Here is an 18988-nt window from a genome sequence, read left to right as displayed (position 1 = left end):
AATTATTTTGTTGTTCAAAGACTAATAGAGTTCCACGCGATCGTTTTCTTTGAAGCCTGAACCACTGTGAATGATTGCAATTGAGCCATCTGTGCCGAAGTAAGAAATCAATTCCAGCGTGCCTTTTAAACGACCTGGAGCGCGTCCAATATGCGTCCCACTTTCTGGGTCGTAAATATCATCACCATCTTCCATTACTTTCAGAAGATCTCCCATTTGCAAACCGGAAATTTTTCCAACGTTAAGGTAGATACGATCTCCCTGAATGGCAGCAATACGGCCTTCCCAAGAGATCTTATCAAGAGCCGCTAACACTTGCGGAGAGAAGTCCAAGAACGCATCTTTCACAATCACTTCAATCATCTCAGGATTATTTTGCAAAAACTTGTCAGTTTCCACACGCTCAGCAACGCGGATCCCCTGCTCTTTCAAAGTAACAGTTTTCACTGTGTTGAAAATCTCTTTTCCACCACGAGCAGTGACGACACGCACTTGTGCAACGACTTCAAATCCTGTCGTCAACTGTCGAACCACACCCACATTGTCTGATTTTCTTTGTACGCGAATATCTAAAATACGCCCCTCTAAAACGGCACTGACACCCAAAGCACTTGCAGCTTTTGCAACTTCCGTCATTTTATAACCGCCGGCAGGATCCATCATCTTTGACAGATCCAAACTCAATTCACGACTATCCAAAGCAATTAAATCTCCGGAGCGATTAAGATCCGTGATGAAAGCGGAGCGCGCACGATCTCTGAAACTTTGCGGTCTTTTGTCGGAAACATCCAAGAATGGCAAAACCATCAGGCGTTTTCTTGGCGAGGATTCGTCTTTCAAGGTGACCTGATTTTCATCGCGCACTTCGCGACGAGGACCACCTGCTCGGTCCACAGTCATACATCCCACCATGGACATCACAACTGCCAAAGCCAAAAACAATCTCACGAAAGGCCTCCTTATTGTGCCAGTCTTAGAACGATTTCTTCGCGATCTTCAGATACTTTCACCAGCTTCTTGCCGTTGACGTCCAAAGCTTCCAATTTAGTGGCAAGTTCATTCGAGGAAGCCGCCGTATCGACTTCAAAACTTACAGAATCAGAACTTACCAAACGCTCGCGAATATTTTTTACCTGAGTTAGTTGAGAGCGAATGCGCTCTTTTAAAGCCTCCATCGAAGGCAATGTGTGTTTACCGGTTACAGTGACGCGAATGACGGAAGTTCCCACGGAACCTCTTTGCCATGCTTCGAAAACTTGCGAAGCCAGGTCATTCGTGACCGCTTCCGCCACTTCGCGGATTTTTTTATCCACAGCACCTTCAAAGGAGCCTTGAATATCATACCGGCGCGAAACATCGGCGATCGGGCGCGAATTGCTGACCTGAATAGCCGTCATACGCACTTCCACGCGATAGCCGCCACCTTTATCCGCTTTATTCATCAAAACCTGGCCGTCAATCAATACAGGTGCGTTGAAGTATTGCGCAAAGAATTGAGCATCTTCGCCAGCGACTCTTTCATTTTGAAAGCTTGCCGGAATGTTCGTACCCAATCCCGCTTCAACTGGTTTGATCACGAAGAAATTATTTTTCTGAAATGAACCGCGCAAAGCTTCTTCCAAGGTGCGACCTTGCTTGATCAAAAACACCTGGCTTTTATCAGAAGAATTTTGCCACCATCGGTAATTACGACCTTCCACCTTATCAACGAAACTGATCACCGGCAAAACCACAGGGACTGTGTCGTTTTCATTCAAAAGGGAATTTACTTGAAGTAGCTGTTTCAAATCCGGCATCGACACTTTCATGTTCACCGTCATTTTGAATTCTTCACCCTCTTGAGTGATCGCGGAAGGTTTAACAAAAGGAATGTAACGACCGGAAAGCTTGATCACTTTATTGGCGATCAAGGCTTTGTTTTTGTTGTAACGATCTTCACCAATCAAATCGCGAATAACCTCTTCAGAAATTTTCTGAGCGGCTTGGTTTTGAATATCCGCTTTCGCCGCCTGAGGCGTCGTTTGTTTGGAAGTGCCAGAAAAGTTACGCTCAAGCAAATCTGCCTGTTGCGCAAAAACCGAAGAAGTAAACATCAAGAAGAAACCAATCAAAGCTGCAAAACGCATTTGTTCTTACCTCAATTCAATAAAATCCGTTCGTCCAAAAAGGGAATGCACCCCTTCAAAGAATTCATTGCTGACATTGACGCCGGATCCCTCGCCTATATCCATCATCACACGGCGACTGACGTCGGGTATATCAATTTCTAGACTGACTGCCGTTGGACCTGGATTCTCTGTCATCAATGATTTTAAACGCCCATAATCCTCGTGGGGAATGCGATCCAGCCTAAAGACCATGCGCTTGGTTTTCTTCAGGATATCCTCCAACGGAGAAACTGAATCCACCATGATTTTAGCATTGCCTTCCTCGACTTCAAGACCGCCACCGATCAACATCGGACGCTCGTCCTTTAGCATCTCGCCATTTTTTGCAAACGCATCAGGGAAGATCACCAACTCCACCGCTCCGGTTAAATCTTCGACCTTACCGAAGGCCATACGCGTGCCTTTTTTAGTGATAAGCTCGCGAAGCTCGGTAATAAGTCCGGCAACCACCACACGTTTTTTTGCGGCATCGCGGTTCTTCCAATCTTTTTTGGCTGCCTGCATAGCCTCCCATTCCGGAGAGCCTTGTGCGGGCATCTGCGCTGGCAAATCGATGATTTTACAAGACGTAAATATCTCTGACAAAGTATCAAACCCTTTCAAAGGGTGATCACTTAGATAGAAGCCCAAAACTTCTTTTTCATAAGCCAAAGAGGCCGTACGACTCCATGGTTTAACGTCTTCCAATTTTACGATCGTTTCCGTCGAAGGACCCAAATCGAAAAGGGAGGACTGTCCCAACTCGCGGTCTTTTTGCAAACCTTGAGCGCGATCCAGGAATTTCTGATATCCCGCCATTAATTGAGCACGATGCGCGCCGAAACCTTCAAAGGCACCAGCCTTAATCAAACATTCAATTACTTTTTTATTCACACGGCGAAGATCGATAGCATTAAAAAATTCATCCAGGGAGTTGAACTTTTTGTCTGGCATGTTTTCTCGAGCTTCGACAATCGCTTCCACCGCATTTTGGCCCACACCTTTGATACCACCCAGACCGAAGTAAACTTCGTCACCGTGGGCACCAAAGAAGTATTCCGAGAAATTCACGTGAGGTGATTTCACCGTGATACCGCGCTTGGCAGCATCCTTGGAGTATTTTACGATTTTTTCTGTATCAGATAACTCGGTCGATAGAAGTGCTGCAAAGAATTCAACTGGATAATGGCACTTCAACCAGGCCGTCTGTAACGTAACAACAGAATAAGCAGCAGCATGGGATTTATTGAATCCGTAGTCCGCAAACTTATACATCAAATCGAAAAGATCTGAAGAACGTTCTTTGTTGTGGCCTCTTTCGATCGCACCCTTCATAAAACGTTCGCGGTGCTGATCCATTTCTTCTTTGATTTTCTTACCCATCGCACGACGAAGCATGTCGGCTTCACCCAGAGAGTAGCCGGCAATTCTCGAGGCAATACCCATAACTTGCTCTTGGTAAACCATGATACCGTAGGTCTCTGACAAAACCTCTTTGGTATCTTCAAGCAAGTATTCAACAGGAGCTTTTCCGTGTTTACGATCGGTAAAGTCAGGAATGTTCGCCATCGGACCCGGACGGTACAACGACGTGATCGCAGTGATATCAGCAAATGATGACGGACGGATTTTACGAGTGGCATCGGTGATACCCTCACCCTCGAACTGGAACACCCCGGCTGTATCACCACGTGACATCATTTCAAAAGTGGCCGTATCAGTCATCGGAATCATGCGTGACGTGATCGTCTTACCACGATTCTTTTTGATAAGTTTCAACGCCATGTTGATATGAGTTAGGGTCTTTAGCCCCAAGAAGTCGAATTTAATCAATCCGATTTTCTCGGCATGCTTCATATCGTATTGAACGACTTGCTCGCCATCGGCGCCCTTATATAAAGGCGCATGCTTCACCAACTGACCATCACCAATGATAACACCGGCAGCATGGATACCCGCGTTTCGGACCATACCTTCCACACGTTGGGCAAGGTCGATCAAAGTCGCTACCGTGGGATTCATCTCCATCATCTCAGTCAGACGAGGCTCCATCTCCAATGACTCTTTCAGACTGATACCCAATTTATCTGGAATCAATTTTGTTACTTGATCCACTTCCGCGAAAAGCATTCCCAAGACACGGCCCACGTCTTTCAGGGCTGCACGAGTTTGAAGTTTACCGTAAGTGATGATTTGAGAAACTGAAGCCTGTCCGTACTTCTGAGTCACGTAACGGATGACTTCCTGACGACGATCCTGACAGAAGTCGATATCGAAGTCGGGCATGGAAATACGTTCGGGATTCAAGAAACGCTCGAACAGAAGGAAATTTGGAAGTGGATCCAAATCCGTAATTTTTAAAACATAGGCAACTAGGGAACCAGCACCGGAACCACGACCGGGACCTACCGGGATGTCATTATCTTTCGCCCAACCGATAAAGTCTTGGACGATCAAGAAGTAACCATTGAATCCCATGCGGTCGATAATACCAAGCTCATAATCCAAGCGCGCGTAGTACTCGGGCTTTTTTTCCTCTGGTACAGGTTCACCCCGTTCCGCAGCTTCTTCAAAACGCAGCAACAAACCTTCTTTAGAGCGGCGGGCAATATCTTCTTTCAAAGTCACGCCATCTTCTGTCGGGAATGTTGGTAAGTGATAAATCGGCTTTCCCGCATCATCCTTAAGTTTGAATTTCACATCGCAACGTTCTGCGATTTGCAAAGTATTGCTGATAGCCTCTGGAATATCAGAGAACAACTCAACCATTTGCTCTGGTTTTTTAAAATAGAATTCATCCGTTCCCAAACGGAAACGGCTCTCATCACTCAAAGTTTTATTGGTACCGATACAGATCAAAACCTCTTGGGCGATCTGATCGTCTTGGGTCATATAGTGAACATCATTGCTGGCCACCACAGGGACACCAGTGATTTTTGAAGCCTCTAGCAAGAATGGATTGATTTGATCCCACTCTGGAACACCGGTACGGCACATTTCCAAATACAGACGATCGTCAAAGATTTCTTTTAGTTGACGGATTTTCGCCAAAGCTGCGTCCGCACCTTCTTTCATGAAGGCTTCCGCGACTTCACCACGAAGTCCACCCGTCAAACAGATCAAATCAGAATTATATTCTTTGATCACTTCATAATCGATACGAGGCTTCCAGTAGAAACCTTCTTGGTAACCAATTGTCGAAAGCTTACAAAGATTTTGATAGCCCTTGGTATTTTGAGCCAAGAACACCAGACGACGAGGTCCTTGAGCCACTTGATCACGATCTTGTTTTTTCTCTAAACGTGATCCTGGAGCAAGATAGGCGTCCAATCCCAACAGTGGTTTGACGTTGTTGTCTTTACAAGCAAAGTAAAATTCAACAGCGCCAAACATGTTCCCGTTATCCGTCAATGCGGCAGCAGGCATATTCATGGCAGCTGCTTTTTTTGCGATCGCTTTGACCCGGCAAGCAGCTTCTAAAAGAGAGTACTCAGAATGGACATGTAAATGAACAAAAGACATGTTAAATTCTTATCTTAGCTAGCCCCTTTATTCAAATTAGGAGCCTTGCGTTAACCCCTCTGCAGGGATAAGTTTTTGCTCATCTTTGCCTTGACTCTTATAGCGCCAAAACTGGGGGAGCATAAACCCCGTCAGAACAACCATAACTGCACAAATTAAACCACCACTGGCAATACTTACCGGCACGGAATATTTCGCAGCAACCCATCCGGCGCGGGCATTTCCAAGGAGTGGACCCGACATGTAAGAGATCATTTCAATCCCTGACAAGCGTCCGCGCAAATCATTGGGCACAGTTTGGTTCCAAATAATTCCACGGAACAAACCACTCATCATATCAGCGGCACCCGCCAAACCTAAAAATAAAACCGCGACCCAAAGGTTTTGCGCAAATCCCACACCGACAATGAACACAGCCCACAAAGTGGCAGCAATTACCACCGCTCGTCCATGATGTTGAATTTTTCCGGTCCAACCACTGAACAAAGTCATAATCAAAGAACCCACGGCCATTGCCGAAAATAAGGCTCCAGCAGCCGTCGCGCCTCCCCAATTTTCGGACATCGCAGGAAATAGTGCGACGGGGAATGCGAAAACCATCGCGACGATATCGATCACGTAAGTTCCGACAAGCTCAGGTTTAGACAGCGCATACTTAAGCCCTGCCTTCGCGTCTTCCAAGGGAGAAACATCTCTTTTTTCGGGAGCTGGCATACGACTCATCATCCACAATGCGATAAAGGCTGCGGCAAAACTTATCACGTCAAAGAAGTAAGCGCCCTTCACACCAAATTTTGCAATCAGCACGCCACCTAAAGCGGGGCCGACGATCGCGCCCGTAGCCCAACGAAAGCTCCCCAAGGCGCCAATCGCTGGATAGTCTTCTGGAGCGACGATTTTTTGAGTCGTCGCTTCCATAGCGGGGCGATGGAAACCCAAAACTGATTGAAAAATCGCCACCAATACAAAGATCAAAGGAACGGAAGGATTTTCCCGACAGGCATTCAAAGCCTGCGCTAAAATAATCAAGGTCATGATAATTTCGGAAGTCAAAAGAAGCTTACGGCGATCCATGCGATCTGCATAGGTGCCACCCAAAATACCGAAAATCAAAACCGGAAGAAGTTGCACAAGCCCCAACATCCCTACCAACCAGTTATCCTTGGTCAGTTCATAGACCTCATAAGGAATAGCAACATAGGTCACCATACTTCCTAAGAGAGAAACCATTTGTCCAAAAAATAAAAGACGGAAATCACGATACTTGCGAAGAGGAGTCACATTAATAAGCATGAGACATAATAGTGTAACTCCCAACAGTTCGCAAGACTTGAGACCCCTTCTGAAAGCGCAATGATTTTACAATGCTTGTGCTTTAAGGCTCACCCCTTCAGGGACTGTCGCTTGGTCAAGATTCAGACGATCCTTCATAACTGGAATAATCACGGTCTTATCTCCGTCACCACCATTAACGACAATCTTAATCTGAACGCCCTGAATGGCACTCGGATCTGAACCACCATCGATATTCCAAAGTGTCGCTACATCATTATTGATTTCAATTTTACCACTGTCCGGAACATTGGAATTCTTTTCCATCGTGACTGACATGATACTTGGTGCGTAACCTTCAGCGACCTTCATATCCAACTGCAGACGTTGATAAAACTTGCCGACAATTCCCATTTTTACCAATGCCGTTTTCACCATCCCCGGCGCCGGTGTTACGAAATCCTGATCCCGGGTGCTGTCGCCACTGACAACACCGATATATCGTTGTGGCAGCTGTGAATTTGGCACATCAAGCACGAAGGGATGTTGAACGGCGCCATTGCCACTCGAAAAAGAATTGAATGACAGAATTAAATATCCCGACTTCACATCATAGGCACGATATCCAGTAGTGGCCCCACAACATTGGGAAAGTCCGGTCGTTACCAGACCAAATTCGTGATCGTAATCGATGGAGGTCGCGTCTTCGGCTTTATTCCAAAGAGGAATTTGCAAATTGTCTCCCGTACGGACTTCCATTTTCAGTTTTCCGGTGATGCCATCAACATCCAAAGAATATTGCGTGGTCAATTTGCTGTCGACCAGATACAGACTTTGCGAATCTGACGGACCATACATCACCAACAATTCATAATTTTGTAAGACCTTTTTAACCTGGCGAAGATTGTTGAGATCTTTCACATAGCCAAAAGCGGATGTACCCGCCGTTTGAAAAAAAACATGTTCAGCAGCCACAGCCACGACAGCTGTTGAAGCTATAGCCAGCAAAATCCACTTGAAGCGATTCATGAAACCTCCAGTTTCTAATTTTCAAATCATAAAGGACTGTTCTTAAGTTCCGTCAACTTCTCCAAAGACAACCAATATAAGTCCTGAACCGAATCATACATCAGTGAATAGTTGGCCGGGTAATTTCCGGGCTTTGCCACGCTCTTAGGTAGCGGCACTTCTTTGGTGAACTGCGGTTTAGTTTGCAGGAAAGAACGAGCGATCATCGGCTCTAGAAAAATCATTTCTCCATTATAGAATCCGTAAATATATGTCGTAGTAAAAGGCTGACCATGAAATTCGGGCGAGCGAAAATCAACCCAGTGCCATCCCATCATCGGCACGCCACCCGGTCCTGAAATATAAAAGGGAGGAATGTATTCAGCAGGCGGTTGCTTCATACATGTCGCATCGTCTGTCCCATCACACGGAATCATGTGCTGTTCATGTTTGGTTATAAAATAGAAGTGAAAATCAAAATGAGGAACACCGTAAATTTCGTCAGGCACATGACCGTGAGGATTCCAATTCATGGTGAAGTGATCAAAGGGAGGCGCTGAAACACCCTCTGGCAAATCTAGATTGTATTCGTAATCATGACCTTTACTGTCGGGCAGTCCTTGCAGACTTTTTCCGGAAAACACCAATCCCAAAGATGTAATCACTTTGGTCTCATCCATTTTTACAAAACTTGAAGCCTGACCTTCTCCTATGTTTTGTGTTGGCCCTAAGATCACACTTTCAGAATGAGCCGCGAAAGAAAAAAGAAATATCGCTACGAAAAATGACTTCATGAAGCCTCCAAGGCAGAAGACTTTTTAAATTCTACTCCTGGGATTTTTCTGAACCAATACGGTTATGCTGAAATTCAAATTGCATTGCAACATCCCGGCCTTGCGCGATCGATTTCTTGAGAGTTTGCTAAAGTCACAACGACATCACTCAAAAGGAGTGCCTATGAAAAAGACTCTGATACTAGGAGGATTCTCTCTGCTGATCGTGCAATCCTTCGCCAGTATTTCTCTGGCTTGCAATGGACCTATTAAATGTGCAATTAAAACATACAATGGTCACTATGTGACCGCAGTGGGCGGCGGAGGCAGAATTACGGATGTGATTCATACGGACGCTAAAAAAATTGGATCCTGGGAAACATTCGTCTTTGAAGATTCCTGCGATGGTGATTCCTATATTAATTACGGCTTAAAAACTGTCAAAGGTTACTATCTGACAGCAGTCAGTGGCGGCGGCCGCATCACCGACGTCATCCATTCGGATGCCACCCAATTACAAGCGTGGGAAAAGTTTAAAACCATCTCTATTGGCGGCGGGATTTATGCCTTACAAACCATCAGTGGTAACTATGTCACAGCAGTGGGAGGCGGTGGACGCATCACCAACACCATTCATACCGACGCCAAGCAAATCGGAAACTGGGAAAAATTTAAATTAGAATGCGGACTTCCATAAATTAAAGGAGGCCAAGATGGCTCTGCAAAACAATATCTCTTCTGAACAACAACACAATAAGAACTCAAACGTCATGGGCGCACTGACCGCCCTGGATTTTTCCGAAACCAAAGAAGTTCGCGAATTTCCACTAGGACGCCTGGAGCTGCTGGATTTTGACGGCGCTATTGTGGGTCGCGCGACATTACAACCCGGCTGGAAATGGTCTGAATCTGTCAAACCGATTGCACATACTGACAGCTGCCAAGCTCCGCACTTTCAGTATCATGTGGCGGGAACTTTAAGAATTAAAATGGATGACGGAAAAGAGATCGAATGTGGCCCCGGCGAAGTTTCACTTATTCCTCCGGGACATGATGCTTGGGTCGTTGGCGATGAACCCGTGGTTCTGATCGACTTTCAAGGCATGGTGGATTATGCCAAACAAGGACACACCCACCAGCATTAAATAGAAACTACTCCCACTCGATCGTGCCGGGAGGCTTGCTGGTGACGTCATAGACCACGCGATTCACACCTTTTACCTTATTGGTAATAAGGTTGGAAACTTCGCGCAGAAAGGCGAATTCAAACGGATACCAATCCGCCGTCATGCCGTCACTAGAAGTCACCGCACGTAAAGCCAGAACGTGATCATAGGTTCTGGAATCACCTTGCACGCCCACTGTTTTCACTGGCAAAAGCACACAGAAGGCCTGCCATATTTTATCATACAGACCGTGCTTGCGCAGTTGTGAAATATAAATATCGTCAGCATCTTTCAAGATGCGCAACTTTTCCGGAGTCACTTCACCCAGGACACGAATTGCGAGACCCGGGCCCGGAAAAGGATGACGCCACAATAGCTCTTTCGACAATCCCAGCTGAGCACCCATCGCGCGAACTTCATCTTTGAAAAGTTCACGCACAGGCTCCAACAGTTTCAATTTCATTTTTTCCGGCAAGCCACCCACATTGTGGTGAGACTTGATGGTGACACTGCCACCAATAGAAGAAACACTTTCAATCACATCCGGATACAAGGTCCCTTGCGCAAGCCATTTGATCGGAAGAGCCTTGTCATAACTCTTATCAAAAATCTCGATAAACACTCGGCCAATGGCTTTGCGCTTATCTTCAGGATCTGTTTTACCAGCTAGCGCTTCCATGAATTCTTTGGAGGCATCAACTCCGCGAACGTTCAAACCCAAGCCTTGATAGCTTTGCAAAACATTTTCGTATTCATTTTTACGAAGCAAACCATTATCGACAAAAACGCAGTGAACACGTTCCGCGCCCAGTGCTTTCGTTAATAACGTTGCGACCACCGTGGAATCAACTCCGCCACTTAATCCAACCAAAACGTGATCTTCCGGAGCGACCTTTTTACGAATATCATCCATCAAGTGATCTTTGATATGAGGAGCATCCCAATCAGCAGGGGCTTTACACATGTCCGCCGTAAAATGTTTCAACAGATCCAGGCCATGTTCGGTGTGAGCCACCTCAGGATGGAATTGCACCGCCAGGACATTATCACCACGCATCGCTGCAGGGTGATCGCCATCAGATGTCGCGACAACTTTAAAACCTTCAGGCACGGCTTCGACGACGTCACCGTGACTCATCCACACTTTCTGTTTTTGCGGAACGCCTTTTACGACTTCAGTCCATGTTACATAATTAAGACCGTACTCACGATGCTGAGCTTTTGTAACCTTGCCACCCAAGGAATGAGTCAACAACTGCATTCCATAACAAACGCAAAACAAAGGACTTATGTTACGAAGTTCCTGGATATTTCTTTGCGGAGATCCTGTCTCGTAAACCGAATTCGGACCGCCACTCAGAATGATTCCGTAAGGTTTCTTTTTAATGATTTCTTCTGTGGGATATTGGTAAGAATGAATCTCCGAATAATATCCCATTTCACGCAAACGGCGCGCAATCAGCTGAGTGAACTGCGAACCGAAATCCAAAATGATAAATCCACGTAGCATATTAATTAACTTTCAATTCTGTAGTTCGGAGCTTCTTTGGTGATGCTAACATCGTGCACATGAGATTCACGCAAACCGGCCGCACTGATTTGAACAAACTTCGCACGTTTTTGAAGTTCATCAATGTTACCTGCGCCCAAATATCCCATGCCAGATTTCAAGCCGCCCACCAGTTGATGAATGATTCCTGAAGCAGGTCCTTTGTAAGCAACCTTACCTTCAATACCTTCTGGTACCAGCTTTTCATTATCTTCGATATCCATCTGGCCATAACGGTCTTTCGAACCGCGAGCCATCGCTCCGATGGAACCCATGCCACGATAAACTTTATAACTACGACCCTGGAACAAAATCGTTTCACCCGGGGATTCTTCCGCACCGGCAAGTAAGTTCCCGATCATCACGGTGTTTGCACCCAAAGCCAAAGCTTTCGTGATGTCACCAGAGAATTTAATACCGCCATCGGCGATAATTGTTTTACCCGCAGCTTTCGCTACACGCGCACAATCCATCACCGCAGAAATTTGCGGCATACCGACACCCGCCACGACACGAGTTGTACAAATACTGCCCGGGCCTACGCCGACTTTAACAACATCAGCACCCGCGTCGATCAAAGCTTTCGTGCCATCAGCGGTAACGACGTTACCTGCGATTATGATCACGTCTTTAAATTTTTTAGAAACATGCTTCACCATATCCAAAACATTTTTGGAATGACCATGTGCTGTATCCACACACAAAACGTCAACACCTGCTGCCACCAGAGCTTCGGCGCGCTCTGCGGAATCAGTTCCGACACCGATCGCAGCACCCACGAACAAACGGCCATGATTGTCTTTGGTGGCTTGCGGATAGTTTTTCGCTTTTTCGATGTCTTTGATGGTGATTAAACCTTTAAGTTTACCTTTAGCATCCACAACCGGAAGTTTTTCGATACGATGCTTTTGCAAAATCTTTTTCGCTTCCTCCAGCGTCGTGCCCATTTTCGCGGTAACCAGTTTTTCCTGAGTCATCAAGTTGCGAATCGGTTGATTGAAATTTTCTTCAAAACGCAAATCACGATTTGTTAATATTCCCACTAACAAACCATCGACAGTAATAGGCACGCCACTGATAGAAAACTTTTCCATCAGATCCAAAGCTTCTTGCAGCAGCTGATCCGGTCCCAATGTGATGGGATCCATAATCATTCCGCTTTCATATTTTTTTACTTTTTCAACTTCAAGAGCTTGTTTCTCGATAGAGAAGTTTTTATGAATGATCCCAAGACCACCGAATTGAGCCATCACCCGTGCGGTGCGGTTTTCAGTGACCGTATCCATGGCAGCAGAAACAATGGGCGTGTTTAAAAATTTATCCCGAGCAAAGAAAGATCTTGGGACTACATCAGTGGGAATAATTTCTGAGAATTGAGGAAGAAGTAAGATATCGTCGAAAGTCAGCGCTAAAGGTATTTCACGTTCCATAAAAAACTCCTGCAAGTATTCTCTGTTGAATCAATACAGAGTTCAACAAGAAGACCTTCAGGAGTTTGTTAAGACTAGACCTCGTTGTACCACGTTTTATACAGGAGATAATTGTCTGCTGATTTCTCCAGCAAAGCGACCTCTTCGTCTGTCAGAGCGCGCTTAACCTTAGCCGGGCGCCCCACAACCAGGCTGCGCGGAGGGATTTCAGTGCCTTCCGTCAAAAGCGACCCCGCTCCAATTAAACAGTGTTCACCGATTTTTACGCCATCCATCAAAATAGAACCCATTCCCACAAGCGTTGCGCGACCGACTTCGCAGCCATGCAACATAACTAAATGCCCAACAGTGACTCGGTCATGCAAAGTTGTTCCATACTTTCCATATGTTCCATGAACGACACTACCGTCTTGAACGTTCACTTCCTTACCCAGCTTGATAGGCATGACATCGCCGCGGATCGTAACATTGTACCAAATGGAAGAGCCTTCACCGACTTCGACATCACCAATGAGGCGTGCGTTGTCGGCAATAAAAACTTTTTCTGCAACGATAGGAGATTTACCCCGTGCTTTGACAAATGGATTGCTCATAAAAACCTCGTAAGCAATCCTAGCACAGGGTCAACGGTATTGGGAAAATTTTTGCTTAAACGTAAATGAAGCGTTCGCGGGCTCGGAGGTGACCAGACGAAAACCCACTTGAGGAGATCCACTCCAAACATCACCACGGCGACGGGCTCCAGGATCTAAATTAGAACAATAGGAATCCGTGCAAAGATACGAACCGCCTTTTTGAACTCTTTTTTTATAAGATGGATCCGGACCTTTTTCTGAACTTTTTGGTCCTTGCGGATTTACCGTCACTTTGTCTGCTTGGTGTTTGAAATAATCGGCGCGATACCAATCAGAAACCCACTGCCAGACATTTCCGGTCATATCATAAAGACCATATCCATTCGGAGGAAAACTTCCCACGGGAGAAAGTCCTTTAAAACCATCTTCGGCGGAATCAAAGTAAGGAAAATTTCCCTGCCAGGTATTGGCCATAAACTTTCCAGAAGGACGAAAATCTTTTCCCCAACTAAATGGCATGCGATCCAGCCCACCACGAGCGGCGTACTCCCACTCGGCTTCCGTAGGCAGACGTTTTCCTCTGAAATTCGCATAAGCCTCTGCATCTGCATAGGACACATGAATCACGGGCATCAACTCTCGTCCGCGCAAATCGCTGCCAGGCCCTTCCGGATGACGCCAGTTGGCGCCGGGTTGCCAGCGCCAATAAACGGAGCCAGAAATTCCCAAATCGGTTCTCTCGATACGAGGACTAAAAATAATGGCACCTGGAGCTAACAACTCTGCCGGTAAATCAGGATAGTCTTTTGGATCCAGTCGTCTTTCCGCAACCGTCACATATCCAGTTTCATCAACGAAATCCATGAAGTCACGATTGGTGACAAGATATTGATCCATCCAAAAGCCGTCGATATGAACGCGATGTTCAGGTTGGGCATCGATCACACTGGGATTATTACTGCCCATCCAAAATTCACCACCGGGAATCCAAACCATACTTTGACCAAAGTTGGGATTCGAAGGTTTCATCGCCGCAGCCACATCGTCAGAAAAATCTGACTCTGGCAAGCCAGCTATGTCACCTTGAGTGAAAGGAGAATGAAGTTGAGAAATGGCGGTGGAGCCACCTACGAAAAATCCCAAGCCAATAATAATGGCAGCAAATAAAAGAATCTTGCGAGAAAACTTTGTAAGCATGACCGAAGCCTTTCAAACAAAACTTTTGAAGATACTTTTATAATTTTCGCCCTAGCAAGGGGACTCGTCAAATTTTATTCCGACACAAACCAGACTAGATCACCCGCCTGCAAAACCGTGCCAGCAGAGGGTCCCAGGATTCTCTCTTTGCCCCGCTCCACACAAACGACCAGGATTTTCTTCGCTTCACGAATACCACTCTCGCGAATGGTCTTACCCAAATACGTCGCTTCGTCTTGAACAACAAAGGAGCCCATTCGGTATTTCGGCGTTTCCGCTTCCTGCCATTTCTGAATTCGCTCTTGCTCTACTTTTTGATTTAGATCCTGAAGTTCAGCTTCGCTTCCAAAGCAGACAATTTTGTCAAAAGGCCACAGGACAAAATCTCCGGAGGGCGCAAAAAAACGACGAGTTCCCCGAACCACAGAGGCGATTGTGACACTGTAATTTTCTTTAAATTTCAAATCACGCAAAGTGCGACCTGCCCAGGTGGAATCCACTGCCACTTCCAGAACGCTGATAGACGCATCCCAGGGCAAGGCCAAATGAGTGATCTCGTCACGCTTGGAAATTTCTTCGCGCTCTTTTTCAGAAAGGTTTGATAAAAACTCTCCCTCAAAAAGTTTGTACACTTTTTCACCGTAACGGTACGACAGCACACCCATCACCAAAACTGCTCCGATCAAGGCCCCGGAGGCAAATCTTAAAGAAATAAACTGCGCCACCAAACCTGCCAACAACACGATTGCCAATAGCACACGCACAAAGGTGATCCCTGGAATCAGACGACGAAGTCTTGCCATCACATCCAGATCTTGGGCCATTTTCTTTGAAGGACGTCCTTTAACCAAGCCCCAGAAAAAAGGTGCCGAGAGGATCATACAGAGCATTAAGCTCACACCATTCACATGCTCAAAGTTCGGCAAAATTTTTTGTAAAAACTGAGCCGCAAATTTTTTAAATCCAAAAGTTAAAGCAACGATCACCACGGAATTTAAAATGATCTTCATCCCGTAAGCTTCGGCAAGCAAAGAGCCCACATTGCGGGAGCCTTGACGTTCAAAAGATAATTTATAGTTATCCATGGCCTTTTTAAGACGATCTGGCAAGATTCGATCCATGGCTTCCGTGAACCACGGAGATGCTTTGATCAAATAAGGTGTCGTAAAGGTCGTGACCGCAGAAACCGCTACTGCCAAAGGATAAATAAAGTCACTCGTCACCTTTAACGTCGTACCGAGAGCTGCGATGATAAAAGAGAACTCTCCGATTTGCGCAAGACTCATCCCCGACTGCATCGAAGTTTTTCGACTTTGACCCGTAAGCAACGCCCCCAGATAAGTGCTTAGGAATTTACCAAAGATCGTGACCAGCGTCAGAAGTAGAATCAATGCGGGCTTATCCATAATGATCTGCGGATCAATCATCGTGCCCACAGAAACAAAGAACACCGCTGCAAAAAGATTTTTTACCGGATTGATCAGTTTTTCAATGTGATGACCTTCCGGAGTTTCCGCCAAAAGCGAACCCATCACGAAAGCACCCAACGCCGGCGAGAATCCCGCCAAAGATGAAATTGCCACCATCATAAAACACAATGCGATAGAAACGATCAAAGTCGTTTCCTCTTCAAGCAGCGTACGAATTTTGCGCAAGAAAACGGGCAAAAGAAAAATTCCCACCACGAACCACAGCAAAATAAAGAAAACCATACGCAGGGTCACCGTCATCAGTGAACCCATGTTTAAGCCTTCGCTCATCGCCAGTGACGGCAACAAGACCAAAAGCAAAACAGCTACAATGTCCTCCACGATCAGGATACCAAAGACCAACTCCACAAAGCGCTGGCCCTTCATATTCAATTCCTGGAAGGCTCGTACGATAATGGTTGTCGAAGAAATCGAAAGCACACCACCCATAAAAAGACTGTCGATGGAATTCCACCCGATCAACCGTCCCACCAGATAGCCCAGGCCCACCATGAAGATTACTTCAAACACCGCAGTGAATCCGGCAGAGCCACCAACCTTCACCAGTTTCTTAAAGCTGAACTCCAAACCCAAACCGAACAACAGGAAGATCACACCGATCTCGGCCCATGTGCTGATATTAGCTTTATCTTGAATAGTTGGAAGATAGGGAAAATGCTGACTGACCAGGAAACCCGCAACGAGGTAGCCCAACACCAATGGTTGGCGGAGCTTTTTAAACAGCAGGGTCACCAAAGCGCCCACTACCAGAATTATCCCAAGATCGTAAATTAATGGTGGTAGATGAATCATGGCCCTATTGTTTCAACAACAGAGCCTTAAAACAATTTGCAGTACAGCAATTTTTCAAATGTTAATTTAATTATTAATTCAGATATCTAGGCTTTTCGCCAGACATGTTTTGGAGTACGTGGGAGTTGCTCTCCACCGCTGCGTTCATCACTTTCGAGCGGCCGATATAGTTTTTTGTCGCAAAAATCGGAGTGCCCAAGTGAAGACACAAAGACATTGCCTCATCTGCGCGCACTTTGATCGAGTTAGTTTTTGGATGACCCGTCAAATAAAGACGAACGTACTGATTCGCGCCCTTGATTTCAACAAACACGGCTTGGCGAACTTCAATCCCCAATGATTCCATCAAAAGCTGGGTGAATTTGTGCGGAGTCGATTCTGCAATGCTTTTATTGGACTGAGACAATGCCACACCGGCCTCGATCGGCGAAACCGCCACAGGCAAAGTGTATGCGTGGGATTCGTCTTTCAATAAAAGGAAAGGACGAGAGATATCCCCTGTCACAGAAAGACCGTACGGAAACAACTGCACCAGGTCTTCCTGATGAAATGTTTCTTCGTCGTGAGATTCCTCTGCGAAGATGATGTTTGCTTTCAGATTATTCAAATCTAAAACTTCTTCTTTCATTATTGAACCAACTCTCCGTGGAATGTCGCGGGAAACGCACGCGTGATGCGAACATCAACTGTTTTCCCAATCAAATCAGCAGAGCCCTTTAAGTGAACAAGTTTATTACCCGTACTGCGACCGTGAACTTTTCCTTCTTCACGATCTGTATTTTCAACCAGAACTTTCAAGACCTGGCCTTCATATCTTTTCACCAATTCGAAAGACATTTTATCGTGCATATCAAACAGACGATTCAAACGCTCCGATTTTACTTCTTCCGCAATTTGATCTTCAAATTTCGCTGCCTTCGTAAATGGACGTGGGGAGTATTTGAAAGCAAAGATAGTTTCAAAGCCACCCTCTTGCACCATGTTCATCGTGTCCTGGAAGTCCTCTTCTGTCTCACCTGGGAAACCCACGATGATGTCAGTAGAAAAAACTACATTTGGAATCGACTTACGAAGCATCGCGATTTTCTCCAGATACTCTTCACGCGTGTAGATGCGATTCATACGCTCTAATACGCGCGTGCTACCGCTTTGGAATGGCAAATGAATGTACTCCATGATTTTGTTCTGGTGAGCCGCCATCGTATCCGCAAGCTTTTGATTAAAGTCTTTCGGATGAGATGTCGTGAAGCGAATTCTTTCCACGTCCGTCTCTGTCGCCACCTTTGCCATCAAATCAGCAAAGTCGACGTCACTATCAGAGTAAGAATTCACGTTTTGACCCAAGAGAGTCACTTCCTTCATCCCGCGTTTCACCAGGTGGCGGATATCCGTCAGAATGTGTTGCAAAGGACGGGATTTTTCACGCCCACGAGTGTAAGGCACCACACAGAATGTGCAGAAGTTATCGCAACCCTTGGTGATGTTCACGAAAGTCGCGACACCTGGATTACGAACCATCGTTTCTATGTGATAAGGTGCACGATGCTGGAATTTAGTATTGATGCGTTTTTCACGATCCATAAAGCTATCAGCCACCAGATACGGAAGACTGTCGATCTGATCCGTACCGAATACGAAATCAATCATCGGCTGATTCTTAATTAGATTTTCTTTTTCCTGTTGGCCCACGCAACCACCAACGCCGATACGAAGCTCCGGGTTTTTCTCTTTCATTTTTTTGAAAGTACCGACTTCAGAATAAACCTTGTGTACCGGTTTTTCACGAACGCTGCAGGAATTGATGATGATCAAAGACGCTTCTTCCGGTGTTTGCACCGGAACAAAGTTTTGCATCTCCAAAAGAGAATGCATGCGCTCTGTATCGTTCACGTTCATCTGGCAACCATACGTAGAAATGTAGACGCCACGGCCCTGACCGACATCTTGATTCATGCTCTGAATTTGATTGGTGATTTCAGGATTTTGGCTCACTTCATCCACGTTCTTACCTCTTGTGTCATCAAAGAAAGTGAGTTATAGAGGAGCACTTTAGAAATGTCAAAGTTC

The 18988-nt window shown here is 45.8% G+C and carries 15 protein-coding genes; 2 read left to right on the top strand and 13 right to left on the bottom strand.

What is annotated here, in order from left to right; all coding sequences use genetic code 11:
* Window positions 1-21 precede the first annotated feature (21 nt).
* From DOM22_RS09905 to DOM22_RS09880, 6 genes are all read right to left on the bottom strand, one after another.
* Window positions 22-948 (bottom strand): hypothetical protein, encoded by a 927-nt coding sequence (locus DOM22_RS09905; protein ID WP_246845929.1) that lies wholly within the window; start codon window positions 946-948, stop codon window positions 22-24.
* A gap of 11 nt (window positions 949-959) precedes the next feature.
* Complete coding sequence (locus DOM22_RS09900; protein ID WP_142700196.1) at window positions 960-2126, bottom strand: hypothetical protein; 1167 nt, start codon at window positions 2124-2126, stop codon at window positions 960-962.
* A 6-nt stretch (window positions 2127-2132) separates the two neighbouring features.
* A complete protein-coding gene (dnaE, locus tag DOM22_RS09895) occupies window positions 2133-5669 on the bottom strand; it encodes a DNA polymerase III subunit alpha (protein WP_142700195.1) in 3537 nt (1178 codons plus the stop codon).
* A 36-nt stretch (window positions 5670-5705) separates the two neighbouring features.
* The gene (locus DOM22_RS09890; protein ID WP_142700194.1) at window positions 5706-6962 is read right to left on the bottom strand and encodes an MFS transporter; all 1257 of its coding nucleotides are present in this window, start codon (window positions 6960-6962) and stop codon (window positions 5706-5708) included.
* 66 nt (window positions 6963-7028) lie between these two features.
* Window positions 7029-7970, bottom strand: coding sequence for a hypothetical protein (locus tag DOM22_RS09885; protein ID WP_142700193.1), 942 nt, complete (start codon window positions 7968-7970; stop codon window positions 7029-7031).
* 26 nt (window positions 7971-7996) lie between these two features.
* Window positions 7997-8743, bottom strand: a complete 747-nt coding sequence (locus DOM22_RS09880; protein ID WP_168196621.1) for a DUF5602 domain-containing protein — start codon at window positions 8741-8743, stop codon at window positions 7997-7999.
* 163 nt (window positions 8744-8906) lie between these two features.
* Here DOM22_RS09880 and DOM22_RS09875 point away from each other — a divergent pair, with 163 nt between their 5' ends.
* A complete protein-coding gene (locus DOM22_RS09875; protein WP_142700192.1) occupies window positions 8907-9419 on the top strand; it encodes a hypothetical protein in 513 nt (170 codons plus the stop codon).
* Between the two features lie 73 nt (window positions 9420-9492).
* Window positions 9493-9867, top strand: a complete 375-nt coding sequence (locus tag DOM22_RS09870) for a cupin domain-containing protein (RefSeq protein ID WP_371716816.1) — start codon at window positions 9493-9495, stop codon at window positions 9865-9867.
* 7 nt (window positions 9868-9874) lie between these two features.
* On the opposite strand, the gene guaA is transcribed toward DOM22_RS09870, so the two are convergent.
* The 7 genes from guaA to miaB form a co-directional block, all read right to left on the bottom strand.
* Entirely contained in the window at window positions 9875-11398 is a 1524-nt protein-coding gene (guaA, locus tag DOM22_RS09865; RefSeq protein WP_142700190.1) for a glutamine-hydrolyzing GMP synthase, read from the bottom strand.
* A gap of 5 nt (window positions 11399-11403) precedes the next feature.
* Window positions 11404-12867, bottom strand: coding sequence for an IMP dehydrogenase (guaB, locus tag DOM22_RS09860; RefSeq protein WP_142700189.1), 1464 nt, complete (start codon window positions 12865-12867; stop codon window positions 11404-11406).
* A gap of 74 nt (window positions 12868-12941) precedes the next feature.
* Window positions 12942-13460 (bottom strand): gamma carbonic anhydrase family protein, encoded by a 519-nt coding sequence (locus tag DOM22_RS09855; protein WP_142700188.1) that lies wholly within the window; start codon window positions 13458-13460, stop codon window positions 12942-12944.
* Window positions 13461-13490: 30 nt separating this feature from the next.
* Window positions 13491-14639 carry a formylglycine-generating enzyme family protein gene (locus DOM22_RS09850; protein WP_210415724.1) on the bottom strand — a complete coding sequence of 383 codons (1149 nt, stop codon included), beginning with the start codon at window positions 14637-14639 and terminating at the stop codon, window positions 13491-13493.
* A gap of 74 nt (window positions 14640-14713) precedes the next feature.
* Complete coding sequence (locus DOM22_RS09845; protein WP_142700187.1) at window positions 14714-16921, bottom strand: cation:proton antiporter; 2208 nt, start codon at window positions 16919-16921, stop codon at window positions 14714-14716.
* 73 nt (window positions 16922-16994) lie between these two features.
* Entirely contained in the window at window positions 16995-17549 is a 555-nt protein-coding gene (locus DOM22_RS09840; RefSeq protein ID WP_142700186.1) for a bifunctional nuclease family protein, read from the bottom strand.
* Window positions 17549-18922 (bottom strand): tRNA (N6-isopentenyl adenosine(37)-C2)-methylthiotransferase MiaB, encoded by a 1374-nt coding sequence (gene miaB, locus DOM22_RS09835; RefSeq protein WP_142700185.1) that lies wholly within the window; start codon window positions 18920-18922, stop codon window positions 17549-17551. Before miaB ends, DOM22_RS09840 begins: the two co-directional genes overlap by 1 nt.
* Between the last annotated feature and the right edge of the window lie 66 nt (window positions 18923-18988).

Source organism: Bdellovibrio sp. ZAP7, assembly GCF_006874645.1.
Classification (GTDB): Bacteria; Bdellovibrionota; Bdellovibrionia; order Bdellovibrionales; family Bdellovibrionaceae; genus Bdellovibrio.
The sequence above is the reverse complement of the archived record's forward strand: the minus strand, read 5'-3'. Positions and strand labels throughout refer to the sequence as shown.

Bases quoted from the DNA above. Each gene is read 5' to 3' on its own strand.
- DOM22_RS09900 (WP_142700196.1), bottom strand. From the start codon at position 2,126: ATGCGTTTTGCAGCTTTGATTGGTTTCTTCTTGATGTTTACTTCTTCG.
- dnaE (WP_142700195.1), bottom strand. From the start codon at position 5,669: ATGTCTTTTGTTCATTTACATGTCCATTCTGAGTACTCTCTTTTAGAA.
- DOM22_RS09890 (WP_142700194.1), bottom strand. From the start codon at position 6,962: ATGCTTATTAATGTGACTCCTCTTCGCAAGTATCGTGATTTCCGTCTT.
- DOM22_RS09885 (WP_142700193.1), bottom strand. From the start codon at position 7,970: ATGAATCGCTTCAAGTGGATTTTGCTGGCTATAGCTTCAACAGCTGTC.
- DOM22_RS09880 (WP_168196621.1), bottom strand. From the start codon at position 8,743: ATGAAGTCATTTTTCGTAGCGATATTTCTTTTTTCTTTCGCGGCTCAT.
- DOM22_RS09875 (WP_142700192.1), top strand. From the start codon at position 8,907: ATGAAAAAGACTCTGATACTAGGAGGATTCTCTCTGCTGATCGTGCAA.
- DOM22_RS09870 (WP_371716816.1), top strand. From the start codon at position 9,493: ATGGGCGCACTGACCGCCCTGGATTTTTCCGAAACCAAAGAAGTTCGC.
- guaA (WP_142700190.1), bottom strand. From the start codon at position 11,398: ATGCTACGTGGATTTATCATTTTGGATTTCGGTTCGCAGTTCACTCAG.
- guaB (WP_142700189.1), bottom strand. From the start codon at position 12,867: ATGGAACGTGAAATACCTTTAGCGCTGACTTTCGACGATATCTTACTT.
- DOM22_RS09855 (WP_142700188.1), bottom strand. From the start codon at position 13,460: ATGAGCAATCCATTTGTCAAAGCACGGGGTAAATCTCCTATCGTTGCA.
- DOM22_RS09850 (WP_210415724.1), bottom strand. From the start codon at position 14,639: ATGCTTACAAAGTTTTCTCGCAAGATTCTTTTATTTGCTGCCATTATT.
- DOM22_RS09845 (WP_142700187.1), bottom strand. From the start codon at position 16,921: ATGATTCATCTACCACCATTAATTTACGATCTTGGGATAATTCTGGTA.
- DOM22_RS09840 (WP_142700186.1), bottom strand. From the start codon at position 17,549: ATGAAAGAAGAAGTTTTAGATTTGAATAATCTGAAAGCAAACATCATC.